Here is a 23,438-nt window from a genome sequence, read left to right on the forward strand (position 1 = left end):
CCTATCGGCACGTGGGGCTAAAAGTTAAACGCGAATGACCAGCGGGCTAGCCTTGCGCAACACTGCGTTTGAACTGCTGGCGCCAGGCATGCAACAGCGGCTCGGTGTAGCCCGAGGGCTGGGCTTGCGCGTTGAGCACCAGCTCCCGTGCCGCCTGAAACGCCAACGACTGCTCGAAGGCCGGCGCCATGGGCCGGTAGGCCGGGTCACCGGCGTTTTGCTGGTCCACGGTACGCGCCATGCGCTCCAACGCCGCTTGTACTTGCGCCTGATCCACCAGGCCCCACGCCAGCCAATTGGCAATGTGCTGGGCAGAGATTCTCAAGGTGGCGCGGTCTTCCATCAGGCCGACGTTGTGGATGTCGGGCACCTTCGAGCACCCGATGCCCTGCTCCACCCAACGCACCACGTAGCCCAAAATGCCCTGGCAGTTATTCTCCAGCTCTTGCTGGATGGCCTCCTGGCTGTAAGCGCCGGCTGAGGCAACGGGCACGGTCAGCAGGTCATGCAACAGGCCAGGCCGAGCGGCGGCAGCGTCGGTGCGCTCCAACGCCACTTGAACGGCCTGCACGTCTACTTGGTGATAGTGCAGCGCATGCAGGGTCGCACCCACCGGCGAAGGCACCCACGCGGTGCTGGCGCCTGCCTTGGGGTGAGCGATTTTTTGCGCCAGCATGGCCGCCATTTGATCTGGCATGGCCCACATGCCCTTGCCGATCTGGGCTTTGCCACGCAGGCCGCAGGCCAGGCCGGTCAGCACGTTGTTACGCTCGTAGGCTTGAATCCAGGCGCTGGTTTTCATCTCGCCTTTGCGCAACATGGGGCCGGCGTGCATGGCGGTGTGCATTTCATCACCGGTGCGGTCCAGAAACCCGGTATTGATAAAGGCCACCCGGTCACTGGCAGCCTCGATGCACGCCTTGAGGTTAAGGCTGGTGCGCCGCTCCTCATCCATGATGCCCATTTTCAGCGTATTGGCCGGGAGGTGAAGCAGGCGCTCTACCTGCCCAAATAATGCACAGGCGAACGCTACCTCCGCCGGGCCGTGCATCTTGGGTTTGACGATGTACAGGCTCCCGGTGCGGGAATTGCCCTGGCGCTGTAGGTCGTGGCGGGCAATGAGGCTGGTGACCAGCGCATCCATGATGCCTTCGGGTACTTCGTGCCCGTTGACGTCCAGCACGGCGGGCGTGGTCATCAAATGGCCTACGTTGCGTACCAACAGCAACGACCGGCCGTGCAGCGTCAACGGGCTGCCCTGTGCCGAGGTATACACGCGGTCAGGGTTGAGCCGCCGTTCGACGGTGCGGCCGCCTTTGACCAGCGTCTCGGTGAGGTCGCCTTTCATCAGGCCCAACCAGTTGCGGTAGACCAACACCTTGTCGGCAGCGTCCACGGCCGCGACGGAGTCTTCGCAGTCCATGATGGTGGTAAGGGCAGCCTCCATCAGCACATCCTTGACCCCTGCCGCATCGGTCAGGCCAATCGGGTGCTGAGGGTCAATCTGGATTTCGACGTGCAGCCCGTTGTTTTTCAGTAACAGCGCGCTGGGCGCAGAGGCGTCGCCCTGGTAGCCCACGAATTGCTCCGGGCGCGCCAACCCCACAGGCTCGCCCTGGGCGAACGTCACCTGCACATGTTCATGGGCCACCCCATAGCTGACCACATCGGCGTGACTGCCCTGAGCCAGGGGTGCTGCCTGGTCCAGGAAGGCTCGTGCGAAAGCGATCACCTGTGCGCCACGCGCCTGGTTATAGCCCTCCCCTCTGCCAGCACCCTCGCCCTCAGGAATCACATCGCTGCCGTACAAGGCGTCGTAGAGCGAGCCCCAGCGGGCATTGGCGGCGTTGAGCGCATAGCGCGCGTTGCTCACAGGCACTACCAGCTGCGGCCCCGCCAGGGTGGCGATTTCCTCGTCTACCCCCTCGGTACTGATACGCACGTGGGCAGGCTCTGGCACCAGATAGCCGACCTGCTCCAGGAAGCCTTGGTACGCCGGCATATCAGCAATAGGGCCTGGGTGGGCGCGGTGCCAATCATCCAGTGCGCGCTGCAGGCGGTCGCGCTCTTGCAGCAAGGCGCGGTTGCGGGGTGCCAGGTCGTGAACCAGCGCATCGAAGCCTGCCCAAAAGGCGCCAGCTTCGACACCACTGCCCGGTAGCGCCTGTTCATCGATAAAGCGCTTGAGCACTGGGGCAACACGCAAGCCGTGGCACTGTTCGTAGTCGGTCATTCACCTTCTCCTAAGTGTGGGGGTGCGTGTCAGAGCGCTGCAACGCCAGCTTTGGCCACCTGGGCGTCTTGTTCGGCCTTCACACCCGACACCCCGACGGCGCCTATTACATGCCCTTCTACGATCAGCGGCACGCCGCCCTCCAGCGAGGTCAGCAGTGGCGCACTCAAAAAGGCCGTGCGCCCGCCATTGACCATGTCTTCATACCCCTTGGTTTCACGCCGCCCCAAGGCCGCGCTGCGGGCTTTTTCCAACGCGATATAGGCACCAATGGGCGCACAACCGTCGAGGCGGGTCAGCGCCAGCGGGTGCCCACCGTCGTCCACCACGGCAATGGCCACGGCCCAGCCCTGCTTTTGGGCTTCAGCAATGGCGGCGGCAAGGAGGGTCTGGACATCAGGCTGGCTCAGTACGGCTTTATAGTTCATGTGTTCTCACCTTATCGGTCATCAAGCATGGGAAACGCGGCGCAGAAAATCTTTCATGCGCTCGTGGGTGGGGTTGGCCAGGATTTCCGAAGACGGCCCTTGTGCCACCAGCGTGCCGGCTTCCAGGAATAATGTGCGGGTAGAGACCGCTCGGGCAAAGCCCATTTCGTGGGTCACTACCACCATGGTCATGCCGTCTTGGGCCAGGTCCTTCATCACCGCCAACACTTCACCCACCAGCTCAGGGTCGAGAGCCGAAGTAGGCTCATCGAATAGCATCGCCTTGGGCTCCATTGCCAACGACCTGGCAATGGCCACGCGCTGCTGTTGCCCGCCGGATAACTGCGGGGGATAAGCGTCGTATTTCGCGGACAGCCCCACGCGGTCAAGCAAGGCCTTGCCACGCTGGCGCGCCAGCTCCACAGGCTCGCCCTTGACGTACACAGGCCCCTCGATCACGTTCTCCAGCACGGTACGGTGCGGGAAAAGGTTGAAACGCTGGAAGACCATGCCCACCGACCGGCAGATCTGACGAATGCCCTTGGACGTGGCGTCCACCTTGACGCCGTCGATGGTGATCGAGCCACCGTCGTAGCTTTCCAGGCCATTGATGCAGCGCAGCACGGTGGACTTGCCCGAACCGGACGGGCCGATAAGGCACACGACCTCGCCCTGGCGGATGTCTGCGCTGATGCCTTGCAGCACCTGGTGCTGGCCAAAGGACTTGGTGATGTTGTCGATCTTGATCAACGGGCGCTCCTTTTGTATTTGCGCTCCAGCCAACCGGCCAGCCCCATCAGCGGCAGGCTGAGGCAGAGGTACATCAAGGCCACCAGGGTAAAGATAGTGGCATTGTTAAACGACGCGGCGGCGATGAGCTTACCCTGCATGGACAGCTCCACCACGGTGATGATGGAGGTCTGGGAGGAGTCCTTGAGCAGCATGATCATGTTGTTGCTGTAGGGCGGCAGCGCGATCTTCAGCGCCTGGGGCAAGATGACCCGGCGCATGGTCAGGCCGGGGCCCATGCCGATAGACTGCGCCGCCTCGCGCTGGCCGCTGTCAATCGCTTCGATACCGGAGCGAAACACCTCGGCCATGTAGGCTGAATACGCAAGCCCCAGGCCAAGGGCACCGGCCTGGAAGGCGCTCATGTCCACACCCATTTCCGGTAACACAAAGTACAGGTAGAACAGCACCACGATGATGGGAATGCCCCGAATGGCATTGGTCAGTACGCGTGAACACTCTGCCAGTACCCGCACAGGGCTTACGCGTAACAGCGCCCACACCAACCCCAACAGGGTGCCGATCACCAAGGCGCACAGGGTGATGGCAATGGTCGTCCAGGCACCTTCCATCAGGATCGGAAAGTACTCGACCGCTTGGGTCAGGAAACCTTCAAACATAGGCTGCACCCCTCCATTTCAGGCGCCGAAAAGCGACGCCTGGGAACTCGATCACAGGCTTTTCACGTTCCACTTGGCGAGGATCGCAGCCAAGGTGCCATCAGCTTTCAAGGCGGCAACGCCTTCATTGATACGGGCGAGCAACGGGGTATTGCCCTTGCGTACCGCCACGCCGATGGCGATCCGGATCTGTTTGTTGTAATCCTCGGCTACCCGCAATGCCTTGGACCCAGACTGTTTGACGGTGTAGAGCATGACGGGGCCGTCCCCCACCGCTACGTCGATTCGGCCCAGCGCCACTTCACGAATCATGTCGGCCATGCTGTCGTACATGCGCAATTCCTTGATGCCTGCCTGGGCTTTCATCGGCTCGACCGAGACCGTGCCTGTCTGCACGCCAACGGTTTTGCCAACGAAGTCAGCGCTGCTGTGATAAGCAGTGGTGTCCTTGCTATTGACGATGACTTCTTCGCTGTAAGCGAATAACTCGTCAGAGAAATCCACCACCTGAGCCCGCTGAGGGTTGATTGCGAAGGCCGAACTGATCAGGTCGATCTTGTCGGTTTGCAGGGAAGGCACCAGCCCTGCAAACGGGATGGCTCGCAGGTCGGGTGTAAACCCCAGTTTCTGGCCCAGCGCCTGAGTGATGTCGATCATCACACCCTGAAGGCTGTTGGTCTTGGTATCGAGGAAGTTAAAAGGCACGGCGGTGGGCGTAGCCCCCACGCGCAGCGTGTCTTGAGCCTGAGCACTGGCCGACAGCATATGGGCGGCAAGCACGGCGCAGCCTGTTAATTTGAGCAATCGTGACAGCATGGGGCGTCTCCTTTAAAGGCGAAGTTCAGCGTAAACAACGTTAAAAACGGCTGATCGAAAAAGCCTCGAGCATCGTGCGGGCCTCTGCCGAACCGGCCATGGCCTGGGCCAGCCACCAACCCGTGCCCGCCGCGCCGGTCAGGCCTAGGTGGCCATGCCCAAATGCGCACCACAGGCCAGCGTACCCCGGCACTTCCCCGATCACCGGAAGGGAGTCGGGCAGGCAGGGGCGATGCCCCATCCACTCGATGGGGTCATGAGTGTTCAAGGCAGGCAAGCCGGCTTTGGCATGGCCGGCGAGTAACGCGGCTCGAGCGCTGCTAGAAACGCGTTCAAGGCCACCGAACTCCACTGTGCCGGCAACGCGCAGGCCGCTGTCCATCGGGGTAATGAACACCTTGCGGTCTGCCAGCACCACGATGCGCTGCAGCTCCACGCCCCCGTCCGGAAAACGCAGGTGATAGCCGCGCTGGCTTTCAAGGGGCACTTTTACGCCCAGCGGGCGTAGCAATTGGGCAGACCATGCCCCTGCTGCAAGCACGACCCGTGGCGCTCGGTACTGATCGCCCTGCCCTTGCAAGGTCCATCCGCTGTCTGTACGCGAAAGCGCTTGTACAGGGTCCTGAACAAACCGCACGCCGCTCTGCGCAAGGTAGGCAGCAATCTGTGAGGCGTAACGCTCAGGCTCCTTTACCCAAGGCTGGTCAGGCAGGTGGTAGCCCACCTGATAGGCCGGGCTGACCGAGGGCTCCAGCACCTGGATATCGGCACGGCCGATGGGCTGGGCGTTTAGCCCGTGAAGACGTTTCAGTGCCCAGCCGGCGTTATCCTTTTCGAGGCTTGCCTGGTCGGGGTACAGGTGCAATTGGCCGGTCTCCACGATCAACTCCGGGCAATTGGCCTTTAACGCCAGGGCTTTGTGCCGGCTCACCGCATCGCCAATCAAGGCATGCAGCGCCTGGGCAATCCGGGCCACGCGTGCGGGCCGGGACGCCGCCACGAAACGGGCCATCCAAGGCGCCACCTGCAATAGGTAATTGGCCGGCACATACAGCGGCCCTGTCGGGTCGAGCAACATACTGGGTGCCTGTTTCAGTACCCCTGGCATGGCCAAGGGCGCGACGGCACCTGATGCCAGAGAACCTGCATTACCCGAAGAACACTGCTGCCCCGGTCGCGAAGCGTCGATGACCGTCACACGCACGCCGGCTTCGTGCAGGTGAAAGGCCGCACACAGGCCAACGATGCCTGCGCCGAGGACAATGGCTTGTGGATCTTGATCGTGGATGTCGGGCATAAGGCGGTCTCAGCCAGTGGTTACTCGTGACATGGAATGCAGATGCCACGCCTATTTCGATAGCGCTATATCGCAGAGCGATACAGGTAGTTCCCGTAGCGCTACACTTCAGCCGTTACTGCGTAGTCAGAGGGCTGGCCTAGCCTCATTCCAAGCCTTGGTCGCCGTCTGCAAGCCCTCTTCCCGTGCGGCAAACCGCCGCCTGCACCACAAATGGACCCTCTACACGATGAGCGCAGAAGATTCCCCGCTGTACGTCCAATCACTGGCCAGCGGGCTGGCCGTGCTTAATGCGTTCAATACCGACCGCCCTTCGATGAACCTTCGGGAACTGGCTGAAGCCGCCGGTGTTACCAAAAGTGCCGCGCAGCGTTTCACCCATACCCTGGTTGCCTTGGGGCTGTTACGCAAAGACAGCGCTTCCAAACGCTTCACCTTGTCGCCCGGCACGCTGGACACCGGCTATCGCTACCTTCAGGCTCATGTGCTGCTAGAGCGCGCCAACCCGTACCTGCTGGACCTGAACCGGCAAACGGGCGAGACCGTCAACCTGGCCGAGCCGCACGGTGACGACATGGTTTACATCGGGCGCTTCCCCAGCCCTCATCGGGCCATCGTGCACATGCCAGTAGGCCGGCGGCTTCCGCTGTTTTGCTCGTCGGCAGGGCGTGCGTACCTGTCATGCCTTCCCGACGAGCAGGTAGAGCAGATCCTCACCCGCAGGGACCGGCCACGCTTCACGCCGCATACCCTGACCGACCTCAAGGTGCTGATGGAGCGGATCGCGACGGCGAGAGAAACCGGCTTCGCCTACAGCATCGAAGAGTTCTATCAAGGCGACGTAGCGTTCGCGGTGCCTGTTCGTAATATCAGGGGTGAACCGGTGGCGGCTGTGAACCTGTCGGTCTCCACCGCCTACTGGAGCTTTGAACGGGCCAGCGCCGAGCTGGTGCCTAAGCTAATCCACACCGCTAACCTGATCTCGACCCGCCCCCCGACCCTGCGAGCGATGGAGCCCTTTCAGATCGGGTACGGCAAGGTCAAGGACGGCGAGCGGCACCAGTAGGCGGCGCAGCCCTTACACCGCCGCAGTGACGATGATTTCCACCAGCAGGTCCGGGTCATCGAAGGCCACCTGGCAGGTGGCGCGGGCAGGCCGGCCGGCTTCACCCAGCCAGTTCACCCATTGCTCGTTCATGGCGCCGAGGTCGCGGGCCATGTGGGCCATCCAGATCTGTACTGAAAGCAAACGGCCGCGGTCGGTGCCGGCCTCGCTCAGCAAAGCGTCGATCCGCTCCAGCACTTGCCGGGTCTGGCCAGCGGCGTCCTGGCTGCAGTCATCTGGGGCCACGCCCGCCAGCCAGGCGACGTTGTTGTGGATCACTGCGCGGCTCAAACGTGGGTTGGGTTGTTGACGCACGATGTCGGTCATTGGAAGTCTCCGAAAGGTTGATAAGTGAGGGTTATTGTTCGTTGGCAAGCTGGGCCAACGTGATGGGTGTCAGCGGCGGTCGGATACGGTAATAGCCCACCTGTGCGGGGCTTACGCCATGGGCATCGGCCAATAACCGGGTGACCGTGAGGCCACACTGGCGGCCCTGGCAGGGCCCCATGCCACAGCGGCCATAAGCCTTGGCCTGATTAGGGCCTTGGCAGCCCAAGGCTGCGTATTGGCGAATGGCCCCGGCGGTGACTTCTTCGCAGCGGCACACCAGGGTGTCGTCGGCAGGGGCTAAAAAGGCCTTGTCGGGGTAATACAGGGTGTCGAGGAACGGCCGCGCGCTGTGCTCTCGGGCCAGCCGCCGGCGCCACGGCTTGGCGAGCCGGGTGGCTTCAGTCAGGGTAATGCGCCCCAGGGACAACGCAATGCCCACAGCAACGGTCTTGCCTTGCAGGGCCGCTGCCGCCGCGCCCTCGATGCCAGCGCCATCTCCGGCCACAAAGCAGCCTGCGGTGCTTAGCTCACCCCACAGGCTTTGCTCGGCCACCCAGCACTGGCGGGCATCGTCCCAGCGGTGAGTGGCTTGCAAAGCCAAGGTGGGCTGGGTATTGGGCACTACGCCTTGGTGCAACAGGATGAGGCGACTGGCAAGCTGGTGCGTGCGCCCGCCACTGACGAAGCTCAAGCCCTCGGCCTGCCCCTCGCCCAGCACCTGTAGCTCACTGGCGCCCTGGAACCAGGGCACGCCGGCTGTGCGAATGGCGCGCACCAGGCCCAGCCCTTTAAGCAGCAGCCGGGCATTACCCAATGCCCGTGGCAGGTGGGCCAGCGCCCGTAGCCGCTGGCGCGGGTTGGCGGTGTCCACCAACGCCTCGATGGTCACACCGGCGCGCAGGTACTGCCAGGCCAGCAGGTAAAACAAGGGGCCGGTGCCGGCCAGGATGACCGGGGCAGCAGGCACCTGGCCTGCACTTTTGAGCTGGATCTGCGCCGCACCTGCGGTCATCACCCCCGGCAGCGTCCAGCCGGGGATGGGCATCGGCCGCTCGTAGGCACCACAGCACAGCAGCACACGCCGGGCCTGCACCCGCCGCGCCTGCCCACCTACCCGGTAATGCACCTCGTGGCCGACGGTGACCAACCACACCGATGCCCGAGGCACATAGTCAATACCGCTGGCCACGAACGCCTTTACCAACGCACTGCCCGCCTGATAATCCGGGCCCAGTAGCACGCTTCGCTGGGAAGGCGCGCTTTGCGTCCCTCGGTAGATCTGCCCGCCCGGGCTGGCCTGCTCGTCCAGCACCCGCACCCGCAAGCCCATGGCGTGGGCCTGCAGGGCGGCGGCCATCCCGGCTGGGCCCGCGCCTACGATCAACACATCGATCGCGTCACTCATCCAGATCACCCTCAGCACCGTTCACGCCCTGGCGGCTCACGCGCAGGCCGGCGCTCACCGGCACCTGGCACGCCCGCTGGGAGCTGCCCTCTATGCGCACCAGGCAATCGAAACACACGCCCATCATGCAATAGGGGGCACGGGGCGCTCCGCTCACGGGGGTCACGCGGTTGTGCGTGATGCCCGCTTCAAGCAAGGCGGTAGCCAGGGACACGTCGCTCATTACACTCAGCGGCGCGCCGTTGAACTCGATTAGCGTCCGGGCGGGGCGTGGGTCCAGGCTTTTGAACAACGGGTCAGTGCGCATGAGTGCCCTCCGTAAAGCGTTGATCGTTGAAGGCGTCAAGGCCGGGTGGCGCCGCGCCGCCTGCGATCCAGGGTGCAAGCACCAAGGCGTGGGCGGCTGCCAGGGTGACGCCGCTGTGGCAGGTGATGGCAAACACCCCTGGCGCCTCGCGTGCTTCTTGGTAGATAGGAAAACCATCCGGGCTCAGCACCCGCAGCGCGCCCCAGGTGCGCACCACCTGCACATCGGCCAGCCGCGGGAAACAGCGCACCGCGCGCTGGGCCAAGCTGGCCATCACGCTGCTGCTGACGCCGTCGTCCAGGCCCACGGCCTCATGTGAGTCGCCCAACTGCACGCTGCCTTCGGCGGTTTGCCGAACGTAGCTGGTGGGGTAATGCAGGAACGGCGCGATACGCTCGGTGACCAGGATCTGCCCCCGGTTGGGGCTCACCTCGATGTTCAGCCCCACCTGCTCGGCCAGCGCGCGGTTGCCCAGCCCAGCGGCGAATACAACCCGCTCGGCCGTCCACTGCTGGTGCCCCCCTATCAAGCGATAGCCCTCCCCGCACGGCTCGATGCGCTGAACATCGGCATGGGTGAACAGCCGTGCCCCCCTGCCCTGCATGGCGGTACTCAAGGCCCGCAACAGCAGCAGCGGGTTCACGTGGCCGTCCAGCGGGGTATAACAAGCGCCGGACAGCGTAGGGCCCACGCCTGGCAGGCGTTGGCGTAACGCGGTCAGGTCTAGCACCTCGAAGTCGTAGTCGCCGTCCAGCGCGTCATGCAGCCAGGCAAGGCGGCGTACCTCTTCGGCCAGTTCGGCGTCGTCCAGGCAGAGTTGGAAGCCCCCCGGCTGGCGCAGTTGAACGTCAATGCCGGTGTCCTCCAGCAGCGCCCTGGCCAATTGCGGCCAGAGCGCTGCAGAGGTTTGCGTCCAGCGCGCATAGGCCGGCAGCCCATAGCCCTTGCCCTGTACCCACACAAGCCCGAAGTTGCCGCGCGCCGCGCGCAGGGCCACGTCGCCCTGGTCGAGCAGGCACACTGACTCGCCGGCGCGGGCCAGCCCGTAGGCCAAGGCCATGCCCACCAGCCCGCCGCCCACCACGCACACCTTGGCCGCTGTCATCGCTGGTTGCTCCCCTGTGCGTCCATGGCGTTATTTAGTTGGCGTGACATCAAGCTTGAGCCATTTTTCGGAGAGCTTTTTCAGGCTGCCGTCGGCGATTTCCTCGTTGATCGCCTGGTCAAACCGGGCCTTGAGCGCCGCATCACCCTTACGCAGGCCAATGGCGATACCGGGGCCAAACACGCCCCCTGCGACGATCGGGCCGGCCATCTTGGCGCCTGGCAGGCTGCCGTCTTCAGTGGCCAGCTTGAGCACTACGGCGTTGGCCAGCACGGCATCGATACGGCCGCTGGAGAGGTCGAGGTTGTGAGCGTCGACAGTTTTGTATTCGCGCACCTCCATCAGGTCACCCAGGTACTTTTCCGCAAAGGTCGACGCCGTGGTCGAGCCCTGCACACCCAGTACCTTGCCCTTGAGCAAGGGGGCCAGCTTGGCGATCGCGGCCTTCACGCCGGCTTCGTCCTGATCCAGGTCCAGGGTGCCGCTTTGGGCCATCTCGGCTAACGGGCCATTACCCATCACTAAGAAGCCATTGAGGGGCGCGGCATAAGGCCGGCTGAAACCGATCACCTCCTGGCGTTTTTCGGTGATGCTCATGCCCGCTATGATGGCGTCGAACTTGCCCGCGTTGAGCGAGGGAATCAGCCCGTCCCAATCCTGAGCTACCACCTCGCATTTGGCTTTGATCCGGGCGCACAGCTCATGCGCCAGGTCGATCTCGAAGCCGTCCAGTTGCCCGCCCGGCTTGACGAAGTTCCAGGGGGCATAGGCGCCCTCGGTGGCGATCTTCAACACCGGCGTGTCGTCGGCATGCGCCGCTACACTGCCCAGGGCCAGCCCCAACACAGCACCCAATAAGGTTTTCTTGAACATCGGCGTTCCCTCAGTCATTGCGCATGGGTTCGAGCCATGCGATCACGGTTTAAACGGCGCTCCAGCCACATCACCACGCGGGTAATGGCGAAATTGATCAGTAAGTAGAGGGCGCCGGCGCAGATGAAGACTTCCACCGGCCGGTAGCTCTGGGAGACCAGGCGTGCGGCGATCCCGGTGACTTCCATCAGGGTCACGATGGACGCCAGCGAGGTGGCCTTGACCATCAGGATCACTTCATTGCCGTAGGCTGGCAGCATTTGCCGCCAGGCCAGCGGCCAGACCACGTGGCGCCACACCTGCCAGCGGTTGAGCGCCAGCGCTAGCGCGGCTTCGCGTTGGCCGGCAGCGACCGTCTTGATGCCGCCGCGCAGGATTTCACTGGTGTAGGCCGCCGTGTTGAGGGTCAGCGCCAGCAACGCGCACCAGTAAGCGTCGCGCAAGTACGCCCAAGCAAAGGTGTCGCGCAGCCAGGGGAACTGGCCAAGGCCGTAATAGATGATGAACAGCTGCACCAGCAGCGGCGTGCCGCGCAGCACCTCGACCACTGCCCGCGCCGGGTAATCCAGCCAGCGCCGCCCGGACAGGCGCATGGCGCAAAACACCCAGGCCAAGGCGAACCCGGCCAGGCAGGCGAAGGTGGCTAATTTCAGGGTCAGCGGCAGCCCTTTAAGCAGTTTCTCGAAGCACTCAAGCATGAACGCCCAATCCATTACACACCCCTCGTGGGCAGTGCCAGGCGGCGTTCGAGGCGTTCCAGCACGTGGCTGCTGCTGACGCTCACCAGCAAGTACAGTGCCCCCGCCGTGGCGTAGAACCAAAAGGGCTGGTGGGTGGCACCGGCGCCGATTTGTGCCTGGCGCATCAACTCCACCATGCCCACCACGCTGATCAGGGCGGACTCTTTGAGTACCAGCAGCCAGACGTTCCCCAATCCTGGCAAGGCGAACCGCAAGGCCTGTGGCGCAACCACCAATACCAGCAACTTGAAGCCATCCAGGCCCAGCGCGCGCCCGGCCTCCAGGGTGCCCCGAGGCACGCTACCCATGGCGCCGCGCAGCACCTCAATCTGGTAGGCGCCGGACACCACCGCGATGGCGAGCATGCCCACCACGAATGCAGGCAGGCCCACGAAGCTGTCGAAGCCCAGGCTGCGTGCGGCCTGGGTCAGCACCATGCTGCTGCCGAAGTAGAACAGGTAGATGACCAGCAAGTCGGGTACGCCCCGTAGCACGGTGGTGTAGGCGTCGGCCAGGATGCGCAGCGTGCGGTACGGGGACAGCTTGGCCCAGCAGCCCAGGCCACCGATCACACCGCCACACACAAAGCCGCACAGGGCAATGGCGCAGGTCATGAAGGTGGCGAACAGCATGTCCGCTGCCCACCCGTGTTCACCGAAACCCATCACCTGCCAAAAGGTCATGCACTGCCCCCCATGGGATGGCTGTTGAACGAGGGCAGGAACCAAAAATGCAGTGGGTGCAATGCCGCTCAGCCAAGGCTGGCGCATTACCCCGGTGGGCACCGCTCATGCGGCGCCTCGGTTAAACGCTTTGCGCTAATTTCGCACAGACGCTTCATCATCCATAATCACTTTATCAAGCCTTGGAATAACGAAATGTTATGGAGCGACCATGCGCCTTACCTTGCGTCAAGTTGAAGCCTTTCACGCTGTTATGCGCACCGGCAGCATGACGGGGGGTGCAGACCTGATGGCGGTGACCCAGCCTGCCGTCACGCGGCTGGTCCGCGACATGGAAGCCGCCCTGGGCTTCGGATTGTTCGAGCGCCGTGGCAACCAACTGCTGCCTACCGCTCAGGCCATCGCGCTGCTGCCCGAAATCGAGCGGTCGTTCATTGGCCTTGAGCGTATCGCACGGGTGGCCCGTGGTATTGGCGAGCACACTGCAGGCTCGTTGCGCATCGCGGCCATGCCGGCAGTGGCCAACACCTTGCTGCCTGGGTTTTTAGCGCAGTTTCTGGAAGGCAGGCCGCAGTTGCAGGTAAGCCTGTTGGGCGTGCCCTCCCACCTGGTGGGCGAGATGGTTGCCTCTGGGCAGGCTGATATCGGCTATGCAGAGGGGCCGCTCAATCGTCATGGGCTGGACATCCAGGCTGTGCCCATGGATGCCGTGGTGGCGATTCCCAAACAGCACCGCTTGGCTGCCAGCGCCCTGATCCGCCCCGGCGACCTCAGTGATGAACGCCTGATCGGCGTTGCCCCAGGTTCGTTATTCGCCGCTGGCGTGACCGTAGCGCTGGCGCAAGTGCCCCGGCTTACCTACTTGGAAACCGGCCTGTCCTATACGGCCTGCGCGCTGGTCGCCCAAGGGCTAGGCATCAGCATCGTGGACCCGCCCACGGCCCGGCAGTTCGTCAACCAGGGCGTGGTGGTCCGGCCGTTGAGCGTGCGAATCGATACCAGCTTTCTGGTGATTCGCACCCAGGCGGCGTCAGAGCCCGAGCTGGTACGGCTGTTCGCGGCGGGTTTTCTGGATTTTGTGGCCGGAGAGGCCGCACTGTAAGCCGCTGGGGCAATTGCGTGGACCTTGGCGCGACGCGGCGGGTCGGTTACTGAGTGCTGCATAAATGTGACCACTCAGGCGAACACCACTTTCGGGAGACCTACCCATGCGCCCAACCATTACCTGCCACATGGTGACGTCCATTGACGGCCGCCTGCACCCCTCGCGCTGGACCACCGTGCGCGACGAGGGCAATACCGACTTGATCAGCAAACGCTACGAGGCCCTGGCCGACGAACTGGGCGGCCAAGGCTTCATTCTAGGGCGCACTACCCTGGCGGAATTCGATGGCATCACCACCGAGGCCCCAGCCCCGTCGCGCAGTGGCACCGAACCCAGGCCACCCCATCAGGCCCACGGCGCAGATGAGCCCGTGGCCGTGGTGATCGACCCTCAAGGCAAGCTGCGTTACACCAAGCAGGCCATCGACGGCGGCCACCGCATTCTTACCTGCCTTGCTGAAACCGTCAGCGACGACTACCTGGCCACGCTCAAGGATGCCGGAATCTCCTACGCCTTCGCCGGCAACGACGGCGCCGACTTGGCACGCGCCATGGATACCCTCGGCGACACCTTTGGGTTGGAAGCGCTGTTGCTCGAAGGCGGCGGCACCATCAACGGCGCCTTCCTGCACGCCGCACTGATCGATGAAATCAGCGTGCTGCTGTACCCCGGCGTGGACGGCCTGGCAGGTGTACCTAGCATCTTTGACCACCGAGGTGAGCCCGACAGCCGCCCGGCAGAGGGCCAGCGCCTGAGCCTGATCAGCGCCCAGCCCCTGGATGACGGATTTGTGTGGCTGCGCTATCGCGTGCAGCACGCGTAAACGCCCTTTTCACCGGCCCTTGGCTGTGCCGCCAACTGACCCACAGGCTGGCGCCACGGCCCATCCCTTCTTAGAACGGCCCCCAGTTGATCGCTACGGCAATCACCAGGCTGACCACGCAGATCACCGCCCACACCGCGATCAGCGGCGACACAAACCTTAACCAACGGCCGAAGGGAATGTCCGCCGTGGCCAGGGCGCCCATGAGCACGCCCGAGGTGGGGTTGATGCAGTTGACGATGCCTTCCCCCAGCAACACCGCTTGCACGGTGACTTGCCGGGTGAGGCCAATCGCGTCACCGATAGGGGTGTAAATAGGGATCAGCAGTGCCGACTCCCCCGACCCCGAGGAAATCGCGAAGTGCATCAACGCGGCACTCAGGTACATGCCAATCGCGGCCATGGCCGGGTGCAGCGGTGCGAGCAGATCCGACATGAACGCTACGATTGGGTCGAGGATAAAACCGTTCTGCAGCACGATGGAAATGGACTGTGCCATGCCCACGATCAACGCCCCCTGAACCAGCGTGCTGCACCCGCCTAGAAAGCCGTTGGCAATGGCCGAGCCACTCAATCGCCCGAGCAGCCCTGCCCCTATCGCCATAATCACGAACATGGCAGTCATCTCGGCTTCGCCCCACTTGAGCCGTATCGCGCCCACGATAAAGGTCACCAGGCACGTGGCGGCGAACCCCAGGATCAGCCAGTGGCGCGGCGTTGCGGGTGCGTCGCCCGATTCATGGGAAAACTGCGTGGGCCTCACTTCCCCGTTACGCCGGCAACGACGCGCATAAAAGGTGAGGAACACCAGCGCGGCGACCACGAACAAGGCGCAGGTAGCCCCCCGAAAGCCAATACCGGAGAACAACGGCAGCTGCGCCAGGCGCTGGGTCAAGCCCGTGGTGGCCGGGTTGGTGATGGCCACATTGAAGCCCGCCGCGGTGGTCAGGTACACCAGCGACATGCCGAACACAGGGTTCAACCCCAGGGAGCGCGCCACCAGCAGGCCGATGGGCACAAAGGCGATAACGGCGTTGACCACCACGCCCGTGGTGCCCAGCACCCCAAACACCAGGCTGAAAATCACGATGACGGAGAAATCCCCCAGCCGGGTGCTGCGGGCAATGCCTTTAAGGGCCTGGTGAATGGCGCCGGTGCGCTCCAGCACGGCGAGAGCGCCGCCGGTGAACATGATCAGGAAGATGATCGCGGCGGATTTTTTCACCCCCTCGGCAATGGCCATGAAGATTGCCAGTGGCTGAACACCGTGCTGGTCCATCGCCTGCAAGCTGTTGGGTATGGCGAAGGTGATGCCATCGCGCACCTCACGCTCGAACTGGCCCGCCGGGATGATCCAGGTCGCCAGCGCCGCCACGATCAGGATGAAGAACAGCAAGACATAAGGGCTTTTGTGTTCGCTGGCATTAGTGCCTTTGGGTGTGGCGGCAACACCTTGGGTATGAACCTGGCTCATGGCGACGTCCTGTGAAGTAAGGTCAGAGTGTGCGGATCAGCTCGGCCAGCAGCGCGGCGCGTACGGGCACGTCAGCGATGATGATGTGCTCGTATTCCGCATGCGGGCCGGCACCGGTCGAGCCCAGGCCATCAAGGGTAGGCACGCCCAGCGCGGAGGTGAAATTACCGTCACTGCCGCCCCCTACCGAGGCCTCGCCGAGCTCGAAGCCAAGGCCTGCCGCCGCCTGCTGGGCCAGTGCGAACAAGGCGCGGCTAGCGGGCGTATGCGCCATGGGCGGGCGGGTAATGCCACCCTCTACCTTGAAGCGCACGCCGGCTGCATGAGGCTGAAGGGCCCGCACGGCTGTTTCGATGCGCCGGGCTTCCTCCAGGCTGGTCACGCGCAGGTCCACACCCAGCTCGGCCTGCTCGGCCACCACGTTGATCCGGTTGCCACCCTTGGCGATGCCCACGTTCAGGGTGGTGCCCAGCTCTGGCGCGTTAAGGGCGTGCAAGGCCAGGATCTGCAAGGCCATTTCCTGCACGGCACTGATGCCATCCTCCGGGTTGTTGCCCGCGTGCGCCGCCTTGCCCTGAATGTGAATATCGAAACGCCCGGTGCCCTTGCGCTGCGTCTTCAGCGCGCCGGTGCGGGCAACCGCTGGCTCGACCACCAGTACCTGGGCGCAGGCACTCGCCTGCTCCTCGATCCATTGGCGCGAGGTTGGGCTGCCCAGCTCTTCGTCGCTGGAGCAGATAAAGCGGATTTCGTAATCGCTTAGCAGGCCCAGCGCCGCCAGGGCGCGCACCGCCCAGATGGCCTGGATCAAACCGCCTTTCATGTCCAGCACGCCTGGCCCGTAGAGCTTGCCGTCCTCTTGGCGCAGGGTGAGACGGCCAATGTCCCACACAGTGTCGAAGTGGCCCAGCACGGCCACCTTGCGCGGCCCATTTCCGACCGTGAACAGCAAATGGTCCCCATGCTCTGTGCATGGTGAAGCGATCACCGATGCACCCAGCCGTTGCTGCATAATCGCTGCCAGCACCTCGCCACAGGCATCCACCGCGGCTTTGTCGTGAGACGGGGACTCGGCGCGCACCAGCCGCTCCAGGTCTTCAAGAATGGTTGAGGCGTGCTGTTGCAGGTAGTCGAGGATAGAAGGCATTGCGCAGGCTCACGACAGTGGGACGAACCCTAGTATGCGCATGCTCTGCGGATATTAAGAATGCGAAGCCGAACGGTATATTGTTGACTTCACAGCAACAGTCACCCAGCGGGGCATAGACGATGAACGAAGCGCTTCAGGAAAAACGCATGGCGTACTTACACGAAGTGGCCGTACGCGGTGGTATCCGGCGCGCCGCCGAAGCGCTGGGCGTGAACCCTTCGGCCATCAGCCGGCAACTGGCGTTGCTTGAGCGCGCTTTGCAGCTGCCGTTGCTGGAGCGGCATGGCCGTAGCGTGGTGCTCACCGAAGCAGGCCGACTGCTGACCAGCCACCATGCCGAAACCCACAGCCGGCGCGAAACCCTGCTTGAGCAACTGACCGACCTGCGCCATATGCGGCGGGGCACGGTGCACCTGCGCATCGGTCAGGGCATGGTGGGCGACGTGGTGGAGCCGGTGCTCATGCCCTTCGCAGCGGACTACCCCGAGGTATTCCTAGACATCAGCACCGGGGATTTTGCGACCACCCTGCAACTACTGTTTAAAGGTGAAGCGGACATGGCCGTGAGCTTTGGCCCTATCACCAACGCCAGCCTGATGCGGCGTAGCTTCCCGCGTGGCCCGCTGTGCGCAATTGTCCACCCCAGCCATCCATTGGCCGCCGAGGCGTCAGTTACCCCGCAGGCATTGGCCGAGCACCGGTTGATCTTGATGAACGACAGCTTCGGCATGCAGCGCCATCTAAATACTATATTCGAAAGTACCGGTACGGCCGTGCGCCCTGCCTACCGTTGCAACCTGCTTTCAGCGGCATTGGCGTTATGCCAGGCCAACCTGGGCGTTGCCTTTATGACTGACCAATCGCTAAGTGGCCAGCACGGCAGCGGGCAACTAGTGGCTGTACCCATCGACCATGACATTGCCCGCGCCACGCAATGTCATTTGCTGCGCAGCTCCGACCGGCGCTTCACGCCTGCCGCTGAACACCTATGGCAACTACTCACCCGCTGCCTCTCGCGAGGCGCGGAGCAATGAAGGTATGCACTCACTTCTTAAACGCGTAGCCACGACACATCAATACCAGCAATGACCCGCCCGCCGCCCAGGCCATGTCTTTCTGGGCATCCCACACATCGCCCTGCGCGCCCACAAAGGCGGTATTGCCATCGCCCAGGACGCCGCCTATCCACTCCATCAGCTCGTACAACATTGAGGTGGCCAGGATGAACGACCAAGCGATGAGGGACGCCCATACCCCACGCGTAGGGGTCTTTTCAATCAGGAGCTCTCGCAGTGGCAAAGCGAAACACAGGCCATAACACAGGTGCACGAAGCGGTCGTAATAGTTGCGCTGCCACCCTAACGCTGCGTTGATATCAGTACCTGTCAAGTGTTCGAGCCACGCGTTATAGGGCACGCGCGGGTAAGTGAAATGCGTGGCCACCTCGTGGACGCACAGGAACGCCAACACCAACACCCACGAGCGGGTCGACCAATAAAACTGTCGCCGGGTAGCCCACACCGCCAGAGCGCCGACTGCGACCAAGGCGTTTTCCATGCCCCAGGTAGCACGGTCATAGGGTGCCCACGCCAGTATCAAAACCACCGCACCGAAGGCAAGCTGCATCAGCCGCACGGCACTGCGCCCGCTGACGCCTAACGTGCGTGGTGGCTGGGAGCGCAACCCGCTCAAGGCAAATCCTTCAACAGCTTGTCAGGCGTCAATGGCAGTGACCTAATCCGCAGCCCGGTTGCATGAAACACCGCGTTGGCAATGGCCGCGGCAACGCCGACCAGGCCGATTTCGCCCAAGCCTTTGATGCCGAGCGGATGGCCGGAGCGGTCGTCTTCCTCCACCATCAGCACATCAATTTGAGGTATATCGGCGTGAGTGGCGATCAACGCTTCAGCAAGATCAGCGTTCATCCATCGGCCAGTGCGGTCATCTAGCTGGCTGTGTTCGAACAACGCCTGCCCAAGGCCCCAGACCATGCCACCTGCTAACTGGCTCCTGGCAAGCATCGGGTTGACGATGCGCCCACCGGCGAAAGCGCCTACCAGCCGTTGTACGCGCACTTCCCCTGTTACCGCGTCAACCGCGACTTTGGCAAACTGCGCACCGAACGCGGCCCGCCCCCATTCTGGCTTACTGATTTGCGAGGCAGTGCTTGCCTGGGCTTCGAGCCCATCAAGCCCTAAGCGGCGCAATAAGTCGCTGACCTGGTCCTTACTCCCATCAGCAGCTTGCAGCGCCCCGTCGGCTAGTCGCAATGCGTCTACGCGCAGGCCATACAGGGGCGACTCGGTATCATTGACCGCTCGCTCGGCTAACTGCTGGCGCAACTGCTCAGCGGCCGCGGAAATGGCAGCGCCCAGGCTCAGGGTGGTGGAGGAGCCTGCCGTCAATGAGCTATACGGCAGCCGTGTATCGCCCCATTGCAACTGCACCCGCTCCAGAGGCACGCCCAGCGCTTGGGCCGCAATCTGGGTCAGTGCAGTGAGGCCGCCCTGCCCAAGTTCGTGGGTCGAGGAAGCAGCCACCGCGCTGCCATCGGCGTTAAGCCGCACGCGCGCCGATGCGGCCATTTGTGCAACATGATAAATGGCTGTCGCCATACCGTAGCCAATGTACTGACCCCCTTCACGCAGGACCCCAATGCGCTTGTCACGCGCGTGCCAATCGATCGCTTCGGCAGCCTGCCGATAGCATTCATGCAAGGCCTTGCTCGACCACGGCAGACGCTCTTGCGGCTCGACATGCGCGTAGTTACGCAGCCGTACCTCCAATGGGTCCAAGCCGAAACGATGGGCCCATTCGTCCATGGCGCTCTCGATCGCGAATTGGCTTACCCCTACCCCAGGCGCACGCATAAAACTTGGCGAGTTGATGTCCATTTCTACCGCACGGTGCGACGTGCGTAGGTGCTCGCACGCATACAGTTTCGGGGTCATCTCCCCGACAGGCTCGATAAAGGTGGACAATTTTGAATTTTGGATCAGTGCGTCCTGGATAAGCACCGAAAGGCGCCCGTCTGCGCTACCGCCCAACCGGATACGCTGGCGCGTGCCGCCACGAAATGGCATGAGCGAGAAGGTCTGGCGCCGGGTCAATTCAAGAGATACCGGCCGCCCCGCCAGCTTGGCCGCCATTGCGGCCAGTAAAGGATGCAAGTTGCCCTTCTTGCCCCCGAAAGCGCCTCCAATGAACGGCACGATCAACCGAACTTTGTCATCCAGGTTCTGCTCTGCTTCTCCACTTTTCATGACATCAGAGAAGGCTTTGCTCAGCCCCAGATCGAACGCTTGGCCGAGCGCGTATGCATCGCCATAGGAGTACTGGGTGGCGGTATGGACGACCAGGCGCCCTTCGGCGTCCCACTCGGCCACCGCAGCGCCAGGCTCCAACGCGTTGTGGTGGTGGGGCACCGTCTCGTACTGTTCGTCAAAGCGCTGGGCAGCGCTAGCGAAGGCCGCCTTTGGCGCGCCCCGTTCCGTCGTCCCTGGCAACCCGGCGCCCACCGTCTCGGCCAGTTCCGCATGGCGCTCGTCCATCGCCAGCACCGGCTCGCCTTCGGGCGCCAGGTAGCGCACCTGCACCAGCGAGGCCGCATAACGTGCAGCCTGCGCGGTATCCGCCACTACAATGGCGATCGGCTGGCCGCTGTAGTGAAGACGGTCGTCCTGCAGGGGTAAAAATCGCCCCAGCTCACCGCCCGGCAGGGTTTGGATCGGCTTGAGCCGCGGCGCGTCGTGATGGGTGAAAACAAGCCGCACGCCCGGGACGGCGCAGGCTGCAGCTGAATCGATAGCGAGTACACGCCCACCGGCCTGAGCGCTTTGCACGACCGCTGCATGCCAAGCCTGACGACCGGGAGGGTTGGCAGCGATGTCCATAGCATAGCGGGCACGCCCGGTGACTTTGTCCAGTGCTTCAAGGCGCTGCGGGGAATCAGATAACGAGTGCGGCATATCGATCTCCAAGGGGTGCCGGGTGCCGGGTGCCAGGTGCCGCGCGCCTGGCGTTGCGCGCCGAATGCAGGGGAACCTATACCTTCGGCCATACACGGATCCGGGTGTTCCTGGGGCAATACCAACGAAGGATGGACGGCGTTGTGGCCCAAGCCGCCCTATAGACATTATGTCGAAGCGGCTCGGCAGGTATAGGAGCCTGGAACCGGATAACCCAGGGGGCCACTCAGGCGGCACTAGGAAATCCGAAGCGCTTGCTGCACTGGGCGGTGGCCTGCTGAGCGACTCGGCCTGAGAGGGGCAACTGAAGGCACTTTAGGGCACGCCTTTTATCACGTATGCACTTAAACTGACCTACAACGACGAGACAGGCCACACCTGCCTCAAAAACCATGAGGCCAATGGGCAGGGCCAGCGCTTTGAACTGACCCTGGACGAACGCTGGCCCCTGTCGGAACCGGAAGACACGCTGGTGTTCGCCGCGAAAAGCGCCGCCGCCCTCGCCGACTTGGAGTGGCTGGGCGTTCATCCCGCATCCGCGCAGGATTTGGCCGTTGCCTAACCCCTGTAGAGCAAGAGCCCAAGCAGCTTTAGCTGCTGCCGGGGCACGTTAGGGCCACGATCCAGAGTGCCAGTGCCGCCGGATTGGGGCCTGCGTCGAAAATTTATGAGCCCGCGCCCTACCCCAGGGCTCAATCATCTATGCAAAGTAAAAGCGCAGTGGAACTGTCTTGATTCTAAGGCGCGTTATGCAACGGCTCTAAAATCTTGTGCTCAAGTTTTTTAACTCATTAGGGTTCGTTTAACAACTTTGCAACCTTATTACCTTCCTGGTTGAGATTCATCAGACTAAAGCTGTACAGAATTTATAGGGACTGTCAGAAATTTTGTGTTCGGGCATAACATGAGCGAAAGGAGCCTGTATGCCGACCAAAAAGAAACCTGCGCGCCAACCACTGAGAGATCTGCCCAAAATCCCGAAAGAGTTGCTTGAGTCTTTCGGTGAAGGGCTGATGACCGCCGATGCCATCGAGATGGCTTCTGCGGCGTTCAAGAAGGCCTTGATCGAGCGCGCCCTGAGTGCCGAACTGGGTCACCATCTGGGCTATCCATCGGGCGCGCAGCGGCCGGAGGATGAAACCAACCAGCGCAATGGTAAAAGCGGCAAGACGGTTCTAACCGGCGATGGCCCGATTCGGCTGGAGATTCCGCGTGATCGAGATGGCAGTTTCTCCCCCATCCTGATTCCCAAGCACGAGCGCCGTTACACCGGTTTTGACGACAAGATCATCGCCATGTATGCCCGTGGCATGACCGTCAGAGAGATCCGTGCGTTTCTTTGCGAGCAGTACGGCACGGACGTGTCGCCGGACTTCATCAGCTCTGTAACTGACGAGGTCATGGCAGAGATCGGCGCGTGGCAACAGCGGCCCCTGGAGCCGATGTATCCCGTTATTTTCTTCGATGCCCTGCGGGTCAAAATCCGTGAAGAGGGGCTGGTCCGTAACAAGGCGATCTACCTGGCGCTGGGTGTATTGCCCAACGGAACCCGCGATATCCTAGGTATCTGGATCGAAACCACGGAAGGCGCCAAGTTTTGGATGAAGGTCTTCAACGACCTCAGGACACGCGGCGTCGAAGACGTGTTGATCGCGGTGACCGATGGCCTCAAAGGCATGCCAGAAGCCCTCAGCGCCGTGTTTCCAGAGACGACCTTGCAGACCTGCATTGTTCATTTAATCCGCAACAGCCTTGATTACGCGGCCTGGGATAAGCGCCGCGAATTGGCCAAGGCGCTCAAGCCGATCTATCAGGCAGTCACCGCCGAAGCGGCCGAGCAAGCGCTGGATGCCTTTGAACAGGGGCCCTGGGGCAAGCAGTACCCCACAGTCGTGGCGGCTTGGCGACGCGCGTGGGATCGAGTCATTCCATTCTTTGTATTCCCGCCTGCCATCCGCAAAGTGATCTATACGACCAACGCTATCGAGAGCATCAATGCGCAGTTGCGTAAGATCATTAAAACCCGAGGTCACTTCCCGACCGACGAGGCCGCGACCAAGCTGATCTGGCTGGGGTTACGCAATATCACGGCCAAATGGGGCAACGCAGCCCATGATTGGAAAAGCGCGATGAATCAGTTCGCAGTTCTGTACGGAGATCGATTTATCAGGCCGACCTGGTAAAGCA

22 protein-coding genes are annotated in these 23,438 nt (G+C 62.7%); 5 read left to right on the plus strand and 17 right to left on the minus strand.

Annotated features, from left to right (window positions below; genetic code table 11):
• Positions 1 to 46: 46 nt before the first annotated feature.
• From AC4LE2_RS11615 to AC4LE2_RS11640, 6 genes are read right to left on the minus strand one after another with little or no spacing between them, the layout of a single operon-like run.
• Positions 47 to 2,233: a malate synthase G gene (locus AC4LE2_RS11615; RefSeq protein WP_491825906.1), complete on the minus strand. Its 2,187-nt coding sequence runs from the start codon at positions 2,231 to 2,233 to the stop codon at positions 47 to 49.
• Positions 2,234 to 2,262: 29 nt separating this feature from the next.
• The gene (locus AC4LE2_RS11620; protein ID WP_491825907.1) at positions 2,263 to 2,661 is read right to left on the minus strand and encodes a heme-binding protein; all 399 of its coding nucleotides are present in this window, start codon (positions 2,659 to 2,661) and stop codon (positions 2,263 to 2,265) included.
• 21 nt (positions 2,662 to 2,682) lie between these two features.
• Positions 2,683 to 3,411 carry an amino acid ABC transporter ATP-binding protein gene (locus tag AC4LE2_RS11625; protein ID WP_491825908.1) on the minus strand — a complete coding sequence of 243 codons (729 nt, stop codon included), beginning with the start codon at positions 3,409 to 3,411 and terminating at the stop codon, positions 2,683 to 2,685.
• On the minus strand, positions 3,408 to 4,070 hold the full coding sequence (locus tag AC4LE2_RS11630) for an amino acid ABC transporter permease (RefSeq protein ID WP_491825909.1): 663 nt from the start codon (positions 4,068 to 4,070) through the stop codon (positions 3,408 to 3,410). The genes AC4LE2_RS11625 and AC4LE2_RS11630 overlap by 4 nt, the downstream gene beginning before the upstream one ends.
• Before the next feature lie 51 nt (positions 4,071 to 4,121).
• Positions 4,122 to 4,886 carry an ABC transporter substrate-binding protein gene (locus AC4LE2_RS11635; RefSeq protein ID WP_491825910.1) on the minus strand — a complete coding sequence of 255 codons (765 nt, stop codon included), beginning with the start codon at positions 4,884 to 4,886 and terminating at the stop codon, positions 4,122 to 4,124.
• Positions 4,887 to 4,926: 40 nt separating this feature from the next.
• Positions 4,927 to 6,183 carry an NAD(P)/FAD-dependent oxidoreductase gene (locus AC4LE2_RS11640; RefSeq protein WP_491825911.1) on the minus strand — a complete coding sequence of 419 codons (1,257 nt, stop codon included), beginning with the start codon at positions 6,181 to 6,183 and terminating at the stop codon, positions 4,927 to 4,929.
• A 229-nt stretch (positions 6,184 to 6,412) separates the two neighbouring features.
• Between AC4LE2_RS11640 and AC4LE2_RS11645 the strand changes: the two genes are divergently transcribed.
• A complete protein-coding gene (locus AC4LE2_RS11645; protein ID WP_491825912.1) occupies positions 6,413 to 7,249 on the plus strand; it encodes an IclR family transcriptional regulator in 837 nt (278 codons plus the stop codon).
• Between the two features lie 12 nt (positions 7,250 to 7,261).
• Here the strand turns inward: AC4LE2_RS11645 and AC4LE2_RS11650 are convergent, their stop codons facing one another.
• Genes AC4LE2_RS11650 through AC4LE2_RS11680 form a run of 7 tightly spaced genes read right to left on the minus strand, consistent with a single transcriptional unit; the run spans position 7,262 to position 12,731 of the window.
• A complete protein-coding gene (locus AC4LE2_RS11650; protein WP_491825913.1) occupies positions 7,262 to 7,615 on the minus strand; it encodes a RidA family protein in 354 nt (117 codons plus the stop codon).
• A 31-nt stretch (positions 7,616 to 7,646) separates the two neighbouring features.
• Positions 7,647 to 9,023 (minus strand): FAD/NAD(P)-dependent oxidoreductase, encoded by a 1,377-nt coding sequence (locus tag AC4LE2_RS11655; protein WP_491825914.1) that lies wholly within the window; start codon positions 9,021 to 9,023, stop codon positions 7,647 to 7,649.
• Complete coding sequence (locus AC4LE2_RS11660) at positions 9,016 to 9,330, minus strand: (2Fe-2S)-binding protein (RefSeq protein ID WP_491825915.1); 315 nt, start codon at positions 9,328 to 9,330, stop codon at positions 9,016 to 9,018. The genes AC4LE2_RS11655 and AC4LE2_RS11660 overlap by 8 nt, the downstream gene beginning before the upstream one ends.
• Positions 9,320 to 10,435 (minus strand): NAD(P)/FAD-dependent oxidoreductase, encoded by a 1,116-nt coding sequence (locus tag AC4LE2_RS11665; RefSeq protein WP_491825916.1) that lies wholly within the window; start codon positions 10,433 to 10,435, stop codon positions 9,320 to 9,322. The genes AC4LE2_RS11660 and AC4LE2_RS11665 overlap by 11 nt, the downstream gene beginning before the upstream one ends.
• A gap of 30 nt (positions 10,436 to 10,465) precedes the next feature.
• The gene (locus AC4LE2_RS11670) at positions 10,466 to 11,308 is read right to left on the minus strand and encodes a transporter substrate-binding domain-containing protein (protein ID WP_491825917.1); all 843 of its coding nucleotides are present in this window, start codon (positions 11,306 to 11,308) and stop codon (positions 10,466 to 10,468) included.
• Positions 11,309 to 11,322: 14 nt separating this feature from the next.
• A complete protein-coding gene (locus AC4LE2_RS11675) occupies positions 11,323 to 12,021 on the minus strand; it encodes an ABC transporter permease (protein ID WP_491825918.1) in 699 nt (232 codons plus the stop codon).
• Positions 12,021 to 12,731 carry an ABC transporter permease gene (locus AC4LE2_RS11680; protein WP_491825919.1) on the minus strand — a complete coding sequence of 237 codons (711 nt, stop codon included), beginning with the start codon at positions 12,729 to 12,731 and terminating at the stop codon, positions 12,021 to 12,023. The genes AC4LE2_RS11675 and AC4LE2_RS11680 overlap by 1 nt, the downstream gene beginning before the upstream one ends.
• Positions 12,732 to 12,942: 211 nt before the next feature.
• On the opposite strand from AC4LE2_RS11680, the gene AC4LE2_RS11685 reads away from it, so the two are divergent.
• Together AC4LE2_RS11685 and AC4LE2_RS11690 are read left to right on the plus strand one after the other, a co-directional pair.
• On the plus strand, positions 12,943 to 13,833 hold the full coding sequence (locus AC4LE2_RS11685; RefSeq protein WP_491825920.1) for a LysR substrate-binding domain-containing protein: 891 nt from the start codon (positions 12,943 to 12,945) through the stop codon (positions 13,831 to 13,833).
• Between the two features lie 106 nt (positions 13,834 to 13,939).
• A complete protein-coding gene (locus AC4LE2_RS11690; protein WP_491825921.1) occupies positions 13,940 to 14,659 on the plus strand; it encodes a dihydrofolate reductase family protein in 720 nt (239 codons plus the stop codon).
• A gap of 70 nt (positions 14,660 to 14,729) precedes the next feature.
• Here AC4LE2_RS11690 and AC4LE2_RS11695 read toward each other — a convergent pair whose 3' ends face one another.
• Positions 14,730 to 16,133, minus strand: coding sequence for a YfcC family protein (locus AC4LE2_RS11695; RefSeq protein WP_491825922.1), 1,404 nt, complete (start codon positions 16,131 to 16,133; stop codon positions 14,730 to 14,732).
• 22 nt (positions 16,134 to 16,155) lie between these two features.
• Positions 16,156 to 17,280, minus strand: a complete 1,125-nt coding sequence (locus AC4LE2_RS11700; protein ID WP_491825923.1) for a M20 family metallopeptidase — start codon at positions 17,278 to 17,280, stop codon at positions 16,156 to 16,158.
• 149 nt (positions 17,281 to 17,429) lie between these two features.
• Here AC4LE2_RS11700 and AC4LE2_RS11705 point away from each other — a divergent pair, with 149 nt between their 5' ends.
• Positions 17,430 to 18,317: a LysR family transcriptional regulator gene (locus AC4LE2_RS11705; protein WP_491825924.1), complete on the plus strand. Its 888-nt coding sequence runs from the start codon at positions 17,430 to 17,432 to the stop codon at positions 18,315 to 18,317.
• 10 nt (positions 18,318 to 18,327) lie between these two features.
• On the opposite strand, the gene AC4LE2_RS11710 is transcribed toward AC4LE2_RS11705, so the two are convergent.
• Together AC4LE2_RS11710 and AC4LE2_RS11715 are read right to left on the minus strand one after the other, a co-directional pair.
• Positions 18,328 to 18,975 (minus strand): DUF2238 domain-containing protein, encoded by a 648-nt coding sequence (locus AC4LE2_RS11710; RefSeq protein WP_491825925.1) that lies wholly within the window; start codon positions 18,973 to 18,975, stop codon positions 18,328 to 18,330.
• Positions 18,972 to 21,251, minus strand: coding sequence for a xanthine dehydrogenase family protein molybdopterin-binding subunit (locus AC4LE2_RS11715; protein ID WP_491825926.1), 2,280 nt, complete (start codon positions 21,249 to 21,251; stop codon positions 18,972 to 18,974). Before AC4LE2_RS11715 ends, AC4LE2_RS11710 begins: the two co-directional genes overlap by 4 nt.
• Before the next feature lie 923 nt (positions 21,252 to 22,174).
• Here AC4LE2_RS11715 and AC4LE2_RS11720 point away from each other — a divergent pair.
• Positions 22,175 to 23,434, plus strand: a complete 1,260-nt coding sequence (locus tag AC4LE2_RS11720) for an IS256 family transposase (protein WP_491823437.1) — start codon at positions 22,175 to 22,177, stop codon at positions 23,432 to 23,434.
• Positions 23,435 to 23,438: the final 4 nt, after the last annotated feature.

The sequence above is a fragment of the Pseudomonas sp. 9.3L genome (assembly GCF_058536285.1).

Coding starts and splice junctions, on each gene's coding strand:
- AC4LE2_RS11615 (WP_491825906.1), bottom strand. CDS start 2,233: ATGACCGACTACGAACAGTGCCACGGCTTGCGTGTTGCCCCAGTGCTC.
- AC4LE2_RS11620 (WP_491825907.1), bottom strand. CDS start 2,661: ATGAACTATAAAGCCGTACTGAGCCAGCCTGATGTCCAGACCCTCCTT.
- AC4LE2_RS11630 (WP_491825909.1), bottom strand. CDS start 4,070: ATGTTTGAAGGTTTCCTGACCCAAGCGGTCGAGTACTTTCCGATCCTG.
- AC4LE2_RS11635 (WP_491825910.1), bottom strand. CDS start 4,886: ATGCTGTCACGATTGCTCAAATTAACAGGCTGCGCCGTGCTTGCCGCC.
- AC4LE2_RS11640 (WP_491825911.1), bottom strand. CDS start 6,183: ATGCCCGACATCCACGATCAAGATCCACAAGCCATTGTCCTCGGCGCA.
- AC4LE2_RS11645 (WP_491825912.1), top strand. CDS start 6,413: ATGAGCGCAGAAGATTCCCCGCTGTACGTCCAATCACTGGCCAGCGGG.
- AC4LE2_RS11650 (WP_491825913.1), bottom strand. CDS start 7,615: ATGACCGACATCGTGCGTCAACAACCCAACCCACGTTTGAGCCGCGCA.
- AC4LE2_RS11655 (WP_491825914.1), bottom strand. CDS start 9,023: ATGAGTGACGCGATCGATGTGTTGATCGTAGGCGCGGGCCCAGCCGGG.
- AC4LE2_RS11660 (WP_491825915.1), bottom strand. CDS start 9,330: ATGCGCACTGACCCGTTGTTCAAAAGCCTGGACCCACGCCCCGCCCGG.
- AC4LE2_RS11665 (WP_491825916.1), bottom strand. CDS start 10,435: ATGACAGCGGCCAAGGTGTGCGTGGTGGGCGGCGGGCTGGTGGGCATG.
- AC4LE2_RS11670 (WP_491825917.1), bottom strand. CDS start 11,308: ATGTTCAAGAAAACCTTATTGGGTGCTGTGTTGGGGCTGGCCCTGGGC.
- AC4LE2_RS11675 (WP_491825918.1), bottom strand. CDS start 12,021: ATGGATTGGGCGTTCATGCTTGAGTGCTTCGAGAAACTGCTTAAAGGG.
- AC4LE2_RS11680 (WP_491825919.1), bottom strand. CDS start 12,731: ATGACCTTTTGGCAGGTGATGGGTTTCGGTGAACACGGGTGGGCAGCG.
- AC4LE2_RS11685 (WP_491825920.1), top strand. CDS start 12,943: ATGCGCCTTACCTTGCGTCAAGTTGAAGCCTTTCACGCTGTTATGCGC.
- AC4LE2_RS11690 (WP_491825921.1), top strand. CDS start 13,940: ATGCGCCCAACCATTACCTGCCACATGGTGACGTCCATTGACGGCCGC.
- AC4LE2_RS11695 (WP_491825922.1), bottom strand. CDS start 16,133: ATGAGCCAGGTTCATACCCAAGGTGTTGCCGCCACACCCAAAGGCACT.
- AC4LE2_RS11700 (WP_491825923.1), bottom strand. CDS start 17,280: ATGCCTTCTATCCTCGACTACCTGCAACAGCACGCCTCAACCATTCTT.
- AC4LE2_RS11705 (WP_491825924.1), top strand. CDS start 17,430: ATGGCGTACTTACACGAAGTGGCCGTACGCGGTGGTATCCGGCGCGCC.
- AC4LE2_RS11715 (WP_491825926.1), bottom strand. CDS start 21,251: ATGCCGCACTCGTTATCTGATTCCCCGCAGCGCCTTGAAGCACTGGAC.
- AC4LE2_RS11720 (WP_491823437.1), top strand. CDS start 22,175: ATGCCGACCAAAAAGAAACCTGCGCGCCAACCACTGAGAGATCTGCCC.